Raw genomic sequence first — 12,063 nt, forward strand, 5'->3', positions numbered from 1 at the left:
GGCGTGCGTTCAGCGCATCTCTTCAGCCGGGGTCACGCCAAGAATACCAAGACCGGCGGAAATGACAACGGCACAGGCTCGTGCGAGGGCGATTTTCGCCGCCGATGCGGCCTCGTCGCCCTCCTGCAGGAAGCGCAGGGACGGCTCGTCATTGCCACGGTTCCACAGGCTGTGCAGATCCGAGGCGAGATCGTAGAGGTAGAAAGCCACCCGGTGCGGCTCGTTCGCGCGCGCCGCGATCTCCAGAAGACGCGGCCATTCGGCGATCTTCTTGACCAGTTCGAGCTCGGACGGATGCCACTCGCCGGACAGATCGACCTCGGCGAGACGCGCATCGGACATGTCCCAGCCCGCTTCCGCCGCCTTGCGCAGCACCGAGCAGACCCGGGCATGGGCATATTGCACGTAGAAGACCGGGTTGTCCTTGGACTGCTCGAGCACCTTGTCGAAGTCGAAATCCAGCGGCGCGTCGTTCTTGCGGGTGAGCATGTGGAAGCGGGTCACATCCGCGCCCGCCTGCTCCACCACGTCGCGCAGCGTCACGAAAGTGCCCGCGCGCTTCGACATCTTGAAGGGCTCGCCGTTCTTGAACAGCTTCACCAGCTGGATCAGCTTGATATCAAGCGTCACCTTGCGATCCGACAGCGCAGCCACGGCTGCCTTCATCCGCTTCACATAGCCGCCATGGTCGGCACCGAAGACGTCGATCAGCAGATCGTAGCCACGATCGATCTTGGTCCAGTGATAGGCGATATCGGGGGCGAAATAGGTCCATGAGCCGTCCGACTTCTTCACCGGGCGGTCCACGTCATCGCCATATTCGGTCGAGCGGAACAGGGTCTGCTCGCGCTCCTCCCAATCCTCGGGCAGTTTGCCCTTCGGCGGGTCGAGCACACCCTCGTAGATCAGGCCCAGATCCTCGAGCCGCTTCAGCGCCGCCTCGATCTGGCCGGTGCCGTAGAGCGATTTCTCGGAGGAGAAGACATCCATTTTCACGCCGAGACAGGCGAGGTCCTCGCGGATCATCTCCATCATCTGCTCGGTCGCGAATTCGCGGATATCTTCGAGCCAGTCTTCCTCGGGTTTGTCGAGCAGGCTCTCGCCATACTTGGCCTTGATCGCCTCACCGACCGGGATCAGGTAATCGCCGGGATAGAGCCCCTCGCGAATTTCCGGCTCGAGGCCACAGGCTTCGCGATAGCGCTCATAGGCGGAGCGGGCGAGCACATCGACCTGCGCGCCGCCATCGTTGATGTAATATTCCCGCGTGACGTCATAGCCCGCGAAATCCAGCAAGCTTGCCAGCGCATCGCCGAAGACGGCGCCGCGGGTATGGCCGACATGCATCGGGCCGGTCGGGTTCGCGGAGACATATTCCACGTTCACCTTCACGCCGCGGCCCAGATCGGAGCGCCCGTAATCCGCGCCCTCTTTCAGAACGGCGTGGGTCACATCAGCCCAGACCTTCGGATCGAGGCGCAGGTTGATGAAACCGGGACCGGCGACATCGGCGCTGACGATCCGGTCATCTGCGGCCAGCTTGGCCGCCAGCGCCTCGGCGATGTCGCGCGGTTTCGACTTGGCGGGCTTGGCCAGCACCATCGCGGCGTTGGTCGCCATGTCTCCATGCAGCGGATCGCGCGGCGGCTCCACCGCGACGTTTGCGTAGTCCAGCCCCTCGGGCAGCGCGCCTTCGGAAACCATCTGATCGAGTGCCGCAATCACCGCGGCGCGGATGTCGGAAAACAGGTGCATTCTCATTGTCCTTATTTGCGCTCTCCCCTGCCAGAGCGCGCAGGTCGCGTCAATGGCCCGAGCGGGGGTCAAGCGGCGACCGAGACGGCGCGGGCGGCCCGGCATCGCCTGCCGGACCGCCCGAAATCAAACCTTGGCAGGGTGATCAGTCCTCGGCGGTGAAGCCCGCGGCTTCGATCCCGGCCACGGCCACCTTGGCGTCATTGTCCGAGGTATCGCCTGTCACGCCCATTGCACCGATCACCGCGCCGCTCTCGTCGCGGATCAGCACGCCGCCGGGCACGGGGCAGGTCTTGCCGTCATAGATGCCGTTCACCGCGGCCATGAAATAGGCCTGCGCCTCGGCCCGCGCCATCTGCGCCTTGCCGCCCATCCCCAGCATCACCGCGCCGTAAGCCTTGGCTTGCGCAATATCGAAGCGGCCCGGCGCCGCGCCATCGGCGCGCGCGAAGGCCAGCGGGTGGCCGCCCGCATCCAGCACGATGGCTGAAAGCGGTTTCAGCCCGTCCTCCGCGCCTTGCGCCAGCGCGGTCTCGATCATCTTCTGCGCCTGTTCGAGCGTGATCATGCGCGTTCCTCCTTCTCTTGCAGGCGGCGCTGATGCAGCACCGGTTCCGTATATCCCGAGGGTTGGACCGTGCCGAGGAAGCACAGATCGCAGGCCGCCTGGAACGCGAAGCCGTCATAGCCGGGCGCCATGGGGCGGTAGTTGGGATCGCCCTCGTTCTGACGGTCGACGACCTTGGCCATCTTGCGCAGCGCCTCCATCACCTGGCCTTCGCTCACCAGCCCATGCTCGAGCCAGTTCGCGATCGCCTGGCTGGAAATCCGGCAGGTCGCACGGTCTTCCATCAGGCCGACGTCATGGATGTCGGGCACCTTGGAGCAGCCCACCCCCTGATCGACCCAGCGCACGACATAGCCGAGGATGCCTTGCGCGTTGTTCTCGATCTCGGTGCGGATTTCCTCCTCCGAGTAGTTCTTCCCACGCGCGAGCGGGATCGTCAGCAGATCGTCGAGACGCGCCGGACGGTTCATCGCGGCGATTTCCTGCTGGCGGCGCTTCACGTCGATCTTGTGGTAATGGGTGGCGTGCAGCGTGGCCGCCGTCGGCGACGGCACCCAGGCGCAGTTCGCGCCCGCGAGCGGATGGTTCACCTTGGCCTCGAGCATATCGGCCATCTTGTCGGGCATCGCCCACATGCCCTTGCCGATCTGCGCCTTGCCGGCGAGCCCGCAGGCCAGACCGATATCGACGTTGCGATCCTCGTAGGCTTCGATCCAGGGCTGAGACTTCATCTCGCCCTTGCTCAGCATCGGACCGGCCTGCATCGAGGTGTGGATCTCGTCGCCCGTGCGGTCGAGGAAACCGGTATTGATGAAGGCCACACGGTTCTTCGCGGCGCGGATGCATTCCTTGAGGTTGACCGAGGTACGGCGCTCCTCGTCCATGATGCCAAGCTTCACCGTGTAGCGCGGCAGGCCCAGAACCTCTTCGACCTTGTCGAAAATCTCGGTCGCGAAGGCGACCTCTTCGGGGCCGTGCATCTTCGGCTTCACCACGTAGACCGAGCCGGTGACAGAGTTGCGCGGGCCTTCGGTCTTCTTGAGGTCATGCATCGCGCAGAGCGTGGTGACCATCGCGTCCATCAGCCCCTCATAGGCTTCTTCGCCGTCGCGGGTCAGAATCGCGGGGGTGGTCATCAGGTGGCCGACATTGCGCACCAGCATCAGCGAGCGGCCCTTCAGAGTGATCTTCTCGCCACCGCCGCCGGTGAACTGATAATCGCCCTCGAGCCGCCGGACCGTCTTCTCGCCGTTCTTCACGACGTTCTCGCGCAGATCGCCCTTCATCAGGCCCAGCCAGTTGCCATAGGCGAGAACCTTGTCCTCGGCATCGACACAAGCCACCGAGTCCTCGCAATCCATGATCGTGCTGACCGCGGCCTCCAGGATGACATCCGCGATATCGGCAGGATCGGCCTGACCGACTTCGGTGGTCGGGTCGATCTCGATCACGAGATGCAGCCCGTTGTTTTCCAAAAGAACTTCGGACAGTGCGCCCTCGTCGGAGATGTTGAACCCGAGGAACTGCGCCGGATCGGCAAGCCCCGTCTCGCCCACCGCGTTCTCCACGAAGAACACGCCGTTCTCCACGCGCAGCGCGGTGACGTCTGTCCAGCTTCCGCCCGCAAGCGGCACGGCTTCGTCGAGAAATGCCTTGGCACGCTCGATCACGCGGGCGCCGCGCTTGGGATCGTAGCCCTTGCCCTGCGGCAGATCGCCAAGCGCATCGGTGCCGTAAAGCGCATCATAGAGGCTGCCCCACCGGGCGTTCGCGGCGTTGAGTGCGTAGCGCGCGTTGGTGATCGGCACGACGAGCTGCGGACCGCAGACGGTGGCGAATTCGGGATCGGTCTCGGGGGTCTCGATCTTGAAATCGTCGCCTTCGGGCAGGAGATAACCGATCTCGCGCAGGAAGGATTTATAGTCTTCGAAATCAAAGCCTTCGGCGCGGCGATGCGAATGCCAATCGTCGAGCTTGGACTGGATCGACTCGCGCGTCTCGAGCAGCGCACGGTTCTTCGGCCCCAGCGTATGCAACAGTTCCGAGAGCCCTTCCCAGAAGCGCTCCGGCGCGACGCCGGTCCCTGGCAAAGCTTGATCCTCGATGAAAGCGGCCAGTTCGACCGCCACCTGCAGTTCGTTTCGCGCGACCCGCTGTGCCATGATGCCTCCCGTTTTCTCAGACGCGTATTAGATGAAACCGCTGGGCGCGAATGTCCAGCGGATTACGGAAAACACGCGGGAAGGCGCGAAGCCGGAAAAGCGGTCAGGAGAACCGCGCATGCCTCGGCAGGCGGGGCTTTTCGAACCCCGCCCGCCGAGGCATCGGCGCTGATATCACTTTTGTGGCGCGACAGTCGTCGCCCCGGAGTTACTGCTGTATCGTATCGCCCGGCGTTGCCTCACCATTGACCCCGCCTTCGCCGACCCCGGTCGTCGCGGGCGCCTGGGTCGTCGAGGTACCAAGCCCGTCAAGCGGCGCCGATGGCGGCTCGGAGCGCACCACGCCTTCGGTTTTCGGGGCGTTCTGCGTCGTGGCGGGCGCCTCTGTCTGGTCTGCACCCGCGCCGGTCGGTTGCGGGGAATTTGCGGCCATCGCGATCCATACGAGGATCACCGCCACGCCCAGTATCACGACCATGGCCATGCCGATCAGGGCGGGGGCATGCCTCTTCTTCTCGCCATTTGTATTCGTATTCGGTGCGGACATCGGATTGCTCCTTCCATCTTCGATAGTGTCCTGTCGGGGCCGTGGCGCAGAGCGCACCGATCCGGCCCCCTTCACTTCGGGTAACGCGGTCGTCCCGGTTCGGGTTCAGCCCGTCGGCAGCGAACCGCCCGGCCCTGCCGGCGAAACCGCTTTGAAAACCGCGCGCGGGACGGATACTCTTGGCACTGAACTGCGTGACTGAGGCGAAACCGGATCGCGCCCGCCCGAAACGGGAAGCGACACCCAGAAGGCGCGCTTGCCTTCGCGCCGAAACGTTCCACGTCACACAAGCCGAGAATAACGAGGAATATCGCAAGAATGCCCGCCGACACGACGGCTACCCAAGCCCTTCCCAAGCGCCTGATCGACTACCGCCCCTATCCTTTCACGCTCAAGAGCGTGGGACTCGATTTCACGCTCGATCCGGACGCGACAGAAGTACGCGCGCGCCTAGCCTTCTCTCCGCGCGAAGCGGTGGCGGCGCTGCATCTCGATGGGGAGGAGCTGGAGCTTGTCTCGATTGCGCTGGACGGGCGCGAGCTGGCCTCCGGCGAATACCAACTCAGCAAGACCGGCCTTACGCTCCCGGCGGATATTCTGCCGGCACGAGACTTCACGCTGGAGACCGTGACGCGGATCGCACCGTCGAAAAACACCGCGCTGGAAGGGCTTTACATGTCGAACGGCATGTATTGCACGCAATGCGAGGCCGAGGGCTTCCGCAAGATTACCTTCTATCCGGACCGCCCCGACGTGATGGCGCGCTTCCACGTCACGATTACCGGCGATCAGCCGGTTCTGTTGTCGAATGGCGATCTGGTCGCGAACCGCGACGGCTATGCCGAATGGGTCGATCCGTGGCCCAAGCCCGCCTATCTCTTCGCACTGGTCGCGGGTGACCTTCGCGCGCATTCGGGCACATTCACCACGATGTCGGGCCGAGAGGTCGCCACGAATATCTGGGTCCGTCCGGGCGACGAAGACCGTTGCGACTTCGCGCTGCAGGCGCTGCATCGGTCGATGCGCTGGGACGAAGAGGTTTACGGCCGCGAATACGACCTGGACATCTTCAACATCGTCGCCGTCGATGACTTCAATATGGGCGCGATGGAGAACAAGGGGTTGAACATTTTCAACTCCAAATGGGTTCTCGCCTCGCCCGAGACCGCGACCGATGCCGATTACGAGCGTATCGAGGGCATCATCGCGCACGAATATTTCCACAACTGGACCGGCAACCGCATCACCTGCCGCGACTGGTTCCAGCTGTGCCTGAAGGAAGGGCTGACGGTCTATCGCGACCAGCAGTTCACCGGCGACATGCGCGGACACGCGACGAAGCGGATCGACGACGTTCTGGCGCTGCGCGGGCGGCAGTTCCGCGAGGATCGCGGTCCGCTGTCGCACCCGCCGCGCCCCGATCATTACCGCGAGATCAACAACTTCTACACCGCGACCGTCTACGAGAAAGGCGCCGAGATCGTGGGCATGTTGCACCGCCTGCTGGGGCCCGACGGCTATCGCGCCGCGCTCGACCTCTATTTCGAGCGCCATGACGGGCAGGCCTGCACGATCGAGGACTGGCTGAAGGTGTTCGAGGACAGCTCGGGCCGCGATCTGAGCCAGTTCAAGCGCTGGTATACCGATGCGGGCACGCCGACGCTACGGGTGCGCGACAGCTTCAAGGACGGCGTATACACGCTTGAATTCGAACAGGAAACGCGCCCCACGCCCGGTCAGGAAGAAAAGCCGTTGCGCCACATCCCGATCGAAGTCGGGCTGCTCAACGAGAATGGCGACGAGGTCGTGCCATCCACCGTTCTTGAGATGACAGAGGCGAGGCAGAGCTTCACCTTCGACGGGCTCGCGACGCGCCCGGTGCCCTCGATCCTGCGCGATTTCTCCGCCCCCGTGCGGCTGGAGCGCGACGCCGACACGTCCGAGCTTGCCTTCCTGCTGACCCATGACCGCGACCCGTTCAACCGATGGGAAGCGGGGCGTGCGCTGGCCCAGAAGATGCTGATCGGGCGCGTTCTGGGACAAGAGGGTGACCGATCCTTCTCCGATGCGATGGGTGCGCTGTTGCGCGACGAATCCGCCGATCCGGCCTTCCGCGCGCTGTGTCTGAACCTGCCCTCCGAGGACAGCATCGCGCAGGCGCTCTACGATCAGGGCGAGACGCCCGATCCTGCGGCGATCCATGAGGCGCGCGAAGCGCTCGCCCGCGATCTTGCGACTGCGCATAAGACGCTTCTGGCCGAGATTTTCACCAAGACCGAAGCGACGGCGCCCTACAGCTCCGACCCGGAGCAGGCTGGCCCGCGGGCGCTGCGCCTTGCCGTTCTGCGGCTTTTGAACCGCATCGACGGCGGAGCCCGCGCGGGTGCCCTGTTCGCCTCGGCCGAGAACATGACCGAAAGCTTCGGCGCGCTCGCGGCACTGGTGCAGACCGGACAGGATGCGAGCGCGATGGCCGAATTCCGCGACCGCTGGCAGGGCGACCGGCTGGTGATGGACAAGTGGTTCCTCGTCCAGCTCGCCAATTGCCCGCCAGAGATGGCGCTGGAGCGCGCCGAGACGCTGACCGGCGATCCGCTCTTCACATGGAAGACGCCGAACCGCTTCCGTGCGCTGATGGCGGGGCTGTCGGGCAATCACGCGGGCTTCCACCGCGCGGACGGGGCGAGCTATCGCTTCTATGCCGATTGGCTGCTCAAGCTCGATCCGGTCAACCCGCAGGTCGCCGCCCGCATGTCCACCGCTTTCGAGACATGGACGCGCTATGACGAAGGCCGGCGCGAGAAGATGCGCAGCGAGTTGGAACGGATCGCCGCCCAGCCGGGCCTCAGCCGCGACCTGTCCGAGATGACGCAGCGTCTACTGGGCTGATTTCCGCTCGGCGCCTGCGCGCGATCCCGGAAGACCACGGATTGGCCGCATTCTCGGCCCATCCGTGCCGGGTTCTCGCGCTACGAAACGCGGACGCTCGCGACTTGCGGGCGTTGGGCAGTTTCGCGGACAGGCTCGACCATGGACGACAATGAATTTGAATACCGACACCAGGCTCGCCGGGCGGGAGGGTATCTTGCGCTCGCCTTCGGGATGGCGCTGCTCTACGGCGCAATGAAACTGACCGCGACGACATGGATTCATGTCGCCGCGTGGATCTATCTCGCCCTCACTTTGTACAAGCTGATGCGCAACCGCTCGGGGCTGCTGCGGATCACGCCTGCGCGAATGGAAGTCTACCGCAACGGGCGGCAATTGGGCACGTTCCCCCTCGCACAGATCGACTCGGCGCGGCTGCGGCGGCGCAAGCTTGCGGGCGACGAATGCATGGTCACGCTGCGCGACGGGCGTCGCGCCTACCTGCCACGAGAGGCCACGCCGCCGCTCGACCGGCTCAGCGCGATTTTTGAATCCTACGGGGTGCCGCTGGTCTGATGTCCGCTGCGGGGCGGTCGCCCTCTTGCCCCCGCCCCTGCCCTGTCCTAGAAGCTTGCCCAAGCCTTTACTGACAGGATGTGGACATGCTCGACCATCTCGAATTCCAAGCCCCCGAACCCAAGGTCATTGCCGGTGCCAAATCGGATTGGGAGCTGGTTATCGGGCTTGAAGTCCACGCGCAGGTGGCCTCGAAAGCCAAGCTGTTCTCGGGCGCCTCGACCAAGTTCGGCGCAGAGCCGAACTCGAACGTGGCCTTCGTCGACGCGGCGATGCCGGGGATGCTGCCGGTGATCAACGAGTTCTGCGTGGCGCAGGCGGTGCGCACGGGCCTCGGCCTCAAGGCCGATATCAACCTGCGCTCGGCCTTCGACCGGAAGAACTATTTCTACCCCGACCTGCCGCAGGGCTACCAGATTTCGCAGCTCTACCACCCCATCGTGGGCGAGGGCGAAATCATCGTCGATATGGGTCCGGGCGTCGCGCGCAAGGTCCGGATCGAGCGTATCCACCTCGAACAGGATGCGGGCAAGTCGATCCACGACATGGACCCGCATATGTCCTTCGTGGACCTCAACCGTACCGGCGTCGCGCTGATGGAGATCGTCTCGCGCCCCGACATCCGCGGCCCGGAAGAGGCTGCGGCCTATGTCGGCAAGCTGCGCCAGATCCTGCGCTACCTGGGCACCTGCGACGGCAACATGCAGAACGGCAACCTGCGCGCCGACGTCAACGTCTCGATCTGCAAGCCGGGCGCTTACGAAAAGTATCAGGAAACGCAGGATTTCAGCCATCTCGGCACGCGCTGCGAGATCAAGAACATGAACTCGATGCGCTTCATTCAGCAGGCCATCGAATACGAGGCCCGTCGCCAAATCGCCATCGTCGAAGACGGCGGCGAAGTGGTGCAGGAAACCCGCCTTTACGATCCCGACAAGGGCGAGACGCGCTCGATGCGGTCGAAGGAAGAAGCGCATGATTACCGCTACTTCCCCTGCCCCGACCTGCTGCCGCTGGAAATCGAGCAGGCCTGGGTCGACGATATCGGCGCCTCGATGCCCGAACTGCCGGACGCGAAGAAAGCGCGTTTCGTCAAGGAGCTGGGACTGTCGGAATACGATGCCTCGGTGCTGACCGCAGAGGTCGAGAACGCGGATTACTTCGAGGCCGTGGTGGCCGAGGCCGGTGACGGCAAGCTTGCCGCGAACTGGGTCATCAACGAGCTGTTCGGTCGCCTGAAGAAGGAAGACCACGACATCACCTCGAGCCCGGTCGATGCCGCGCAGCTTGGCGCGATCATCCGGCTGATCAAGTCCGACAAGATTTCGGGCAAGATCGCGAAGGACCTCTTCGAGATCGTCTACACCGAAGGCGGCGACCCCGAGAAGATCGTGGAAGAGCGCGGCATGATCCAGGTCACCGATACCGGCGCCATCGAGGCCGCCGTGGATGAAGTGATCGCCGCGAACCCTGAGCAGGTCGAGAAGGCGAAGGCCAACCCGAAGCTCGCCGGCTGGTTCGTCGGTCAGGTGATCAAGGCTTCGGGCGGCAAGGCCAACCCGAAGGCGGTGAACCAGATCGTGGCGCAGAAGCTGGGTCTTTAAGCCATCCTGAAGATCCGAAACGAGGCGCCTTCGGGCGCCTTTTTTCATGTCACGCCGACGGTTTTCGGGAACAGCTTTGCGGCTTGTGGCTTGGGGTCACGCCCCGTAGGTTCACGAGGGCGTGACACGGAAAGGACCGATCCATGAGCGGACTGCTGGCGCTTCTCGATGACGTGGCGGGGATCGCCAAGGTGGCGGCGACCTCGATCGACGATGCGGCAGGTCAGGCGGCCAAGGCGGGCTCGAAGGCGGCTGGCGCGCTGATCGACGATGCGGCGGTGACCCCGAAATATGTCCACGGCTTCAAGCCCGCCCGCGAATTGCCGATCGTGGGGAAGATCGCGCTCGGCTCGATCAAGAACAAGCTCATATTCCTGCTGCCAGCCGCGCTGCTGCTGTCTGCCTTCGCGCCGTGGCTGATCACGCCCTTGCTGATGCTCGGCGGGTCGTACCTGTGTTTCGAAGGCGCGGAGAAGGTCTATCACCTGTTCAAACCGCATGAGCCCGATGCCGAGGGCCATGTCGCGGCAGAAACCGCCGACCATCTCGAGGAAAAACGGGTGAAATCCGCGGTGAAGACCGATTTCATCCTCTCCGCCGAGATCATGACCATCGGCCTCGCCGCCCTGCCCTCGGGCCAGCCGATCTGGATGGAGGCTATCGCGCTCGCCATCATCGGGATCGGCGTGACGGTGGTGGTCTATGGCTCGGTCGCATTGATCGTGAAAGCCGACGACGCGGGGCTATGGCTGGCCGAGAACGGCAAGCTCGGGCCGACGCGCGCGCTCGGGCGTGGCATCGTGCATGTGATGCCCAGATTGATGCAGTTGCTGATGATCGTCGGCACCGCCGCGATGATCTGGGTCGGCGGCAATATCGTGTTGCACGGGCTGGCGGAGCTTGGTTGGCACGCGCCCTACGACTGGATTCACCATCAGGCCGAAGCCGCCGCCCATGCGGCAGGCACGGCGGAAGGCGTCGTCAGCTGGGCCGTCACCGCGTTCTTCGACGGTGTCTTCGGACTGATCTACGGGCTGGTCCTGATCCCGGTCGTCACCCGGATCATCCAGCCGATCTACCGCGCCGTGACCGGAAAGGAAAAACCCGCTCACTGAGCGCAAGCGGACAGGTTGAGGCCATCCGCGCCGCCCTATAGGCTGGGCCGAACAGATCGCAGGGAGCGCAGATGACCGAGTATTTCGAGACCCAAGAAGGCCGCCGCATCGCCTATAACCTGACGCCGGGCAAAGGGCCGGGCGTAGTTTTCCTCGGCGGGTTCAAATCCGACATGGAAGGCACGAAGGCGCTGGCGCTGGAAGACTGGGCAAAGCGCGAGGGCCGCGCCTTCCTGCGCTTCGACTATTCCGGCCACGGCGTCTCGGACGGCGCATTCGAGGACGGCGCGATCGGCGACTGGTTTGAGGATGCGCGCGACGTGATCATGGCCAAGACCGAAGGCCCGCAGATCCTCGTGGGCTCCTCGATGGGCGGCTGGATCTCGCTCCTGATGTCGCGCGAACACCCCGAGAAAGTCGCGGGCCTCGTTACCATCGCCGCGGCCCCCGATTTCACCGAAGACGGCTATTGGGCGAGCTTCGACAAGGAAACCCGGCACAAGCTGGAAAGCGAAGGCTCCATCGCGGTCCCGTCGGATTACGGTGAACCCTATATCATCACCCGCCGCCTCATCAACGAGGGTCGCGAGCGATTGGTGCTGCGCAGCCCGCTGGCGCTGCCCTTCCCCACACGCTTCCTGCAAGGCACCGCCGACGAGGCCGTGAGCACCGAGACCGCGATCCGGCTGCTGGAGCATGCCGAGGGCGCGGACATGCGCCTGACCCTGGTCAAAGGCGCCGATCACCGCTTCTCGGATCCCGATTGCCTCGCGCTGATCGAGACCGCGCTGGCGGAGGTGCTGGCCCGGCTGTGATCCGCTGCTTGCGGCATTTCGATTTGCTTGACCTCGGCCCTTGCGGCACACTC

Annotated in this window: 9 protein-coding genes; 5 read left to right on the forward strand and 4 right to left on the reverse strand. The window is 64.3% G+C overall.

Annotated elements, in window-relative coordinates:
• Nucleotides 1–9: 9 nt before the first annotated feature.
• The 4 genes from argS to BMG03_RS13360 form a co-directional block, all read right to left on the reverse strand.
• On the reverse strand, nucleotides 10–1,755 hold the full coding sequence (gene argS, locus BMG03_RS13345; RefSeq protein WP_075775500.1) for an arginine--tRNA ligase: 1,746 nt from the start codon (nucleotides 1,753–1,755) through the stop codon (nucleotides 10–12).
• Nucleotides 1,756–1,900: 145 nt separating this feature from the next.
• Entirely contained in the window at nucleotides 1,901–2,323 is a 423-nt protein-coding gene (locus BMG03_RS13350) for a GlcG/HbpS family heme-binding protein (protein ID WP_075775501.1), read from the reverse strand.
• Nucleotides 2,320–4,485, reverse strand: a complete 2,166-nt coding sequence (locus BMG03_RS13355; RefSeq protein WP_075775502.1) for a malate synthase G — start codon at nucleotides 4,483–4,485, stop codon at nucleotides 2,320–2,322. The genes BMG03_RS13350 and BMG03_RS13355 overlap by 4 nt, the downstream gene beginning before the upstream one ends.
• 208 nt (nucleotides 4,486–4,693) lie before the next feature.
• A complete protein-coding gene (locus BMG03_RS13360; RefSeq protein WP_075775503.1) occupies nucleotides 4,694–5,032 on the reverse strand; it encodes a hypothetical protein in 339 nt (112 codons plus the stop codon).
• A 318-nt stretch (nucleotides 5,033–5,350) separates the two neighbouring features.
• Here BMG03_RS13360 and pepN point away from each other — a divergent pair, with 318 nt between their 5' ends.
• The 5 genes from pepN (at nucleotide 5,351) to BMG03_RS13385 (ending at nucleotide 12,010) form a co-directional block, all read left to right on the forward strand.
• Entirely contained in the window at nucleotides 5,351–7,921 is a 2,571-nt protein-coding gene (gene pepN, locus BMG03_RS13365) for an aminopeptidase N (protein ID WP_075775504.1), read from the forward strand.
• A gap of 141 nt (nucleotides 7,922–8,062) precedes the next feature.
• Nucleotides 8,063–8,476 (forward strand): hypothetical protein, encoded by a 414-nt coding sequence (locus tag BMG03_RS13370; RefSeq protein WP_075775505.1) that lies wholly within the window; start codon nucleotides 8,063–8,065, stop codon nucleotides 8,474–8,476.
• Between the two features lie 86 nt (nucleotides 8,477–8,562).
• Nucleotides 8,563–10,080 carry an Asp-tRNA(Asn)/Glu-tRNA(Gln) amidotransferase subunit GatB gene (gene gatB / locus BMG03_RS13375; protein WP_075775506.1) on the forward strand — a complete coding sequence of 506 codons (1,518 nt, stop codon included), beginning with the start codon at nucleotides 8,563–8,565 and terminating at the stop codon, nucleotides 10,078–10,080.
• 143 nt (nucleotides 10,081–10,223) lie between these two features.
• A complete protein-coding gene (locus BMG03_RS13380) occupies nucleotides 10,224–11,195 on the forward strand; it encodes a DUF808 domain-containing protein (RefSeq protein WP_075775507.1) in 972 nt (323 codons plus the stop codon).
• 71 nt (nucleotides 11,196–11,266) lie between these two features.
• Nucleotides 11,267–12,010, forward strand: a complete 744-nt coding sequence (locus tag BMG03_RS13385) for an alpha/beta hydrolase (RefSeq protein WP_075775508.1) — start codon at nucleotides 11,267–11,269, stop codon at nucleotides 12,008–12,010.
• Nucleotides 12,011–12,063: the final 53 nt, after the last annotated feature.

It is taken from the genome of Thioclava nitratireducens (assembly GCF_001940525.2).
Classification (GTDB): Bacteria; Pseudomonadota; Alphaproteobacteria; order Rhodobacterales; family Rhodobacteraceae; genus Thioclava; species Thioclava nitratireducens.

Coding starts and splice junctions, on each gene's coding strand:
- BMG03_RS13385 (WP_075775508.1), top strand. CDS start 11,267: ATGACCGAGTATTTCGAGACCCAAGAAGGCCGCCGCATCGCCTATAAC.
- BMG03_RS13350 (WP_075775501.1), bottom strand. CDS start 2,323: ATGATCACGCTCGAACAGGCGCAGAAGATGATCGAGACCGCGCTGGCG.
- pepN (WP_075775504.1), top strand. CDS start 5,351: ATGCCCGCCGACACGACGGCTACCCAAGCCCTTCCCAAGCGCCTGATC.
- BMG03_RS13360 (WP_075775503.1), bottom strand. CDS start 5,032: ATGTCCGCACCGAATACGAATACAAATGGCGAGAAGAAGAGGCATGCC.
- BMG03_RS13380 (WP_075775507.1), top strand. CDS start 10,224: ATGAGCGGACTGCTGGCGCTTCTCGATGACGTGGCGGGGATCGCCAAG.
- gatB (WP_075775506.1), top strand. CDS start 8,563: ATGCTCGACCATCTCGAATTCCAAGCCCCCGAACCCAAGGTCATTGCC.
- BMG03_RS13355 (WP_075775502.1), bottom strand. CDS start 4,485: ATGGCACAGCGGGTCGCGCGAAACGAACTGCAGGTGGCGGTCGAACTG.
- argS (WP_075775500.1), bottom strand. CDS start 1,755: ATGCACCTGTTTTCCGACATCCGCGCCGCGGTGATTGCGGCACTCGAT.
- BMG03_RS13370 (WP_075775505.1), top strand. CDS start 8,063: ATGGACGACAATGAATTTGAATACCGACACCAGGCTCGCCGGGCGGGA.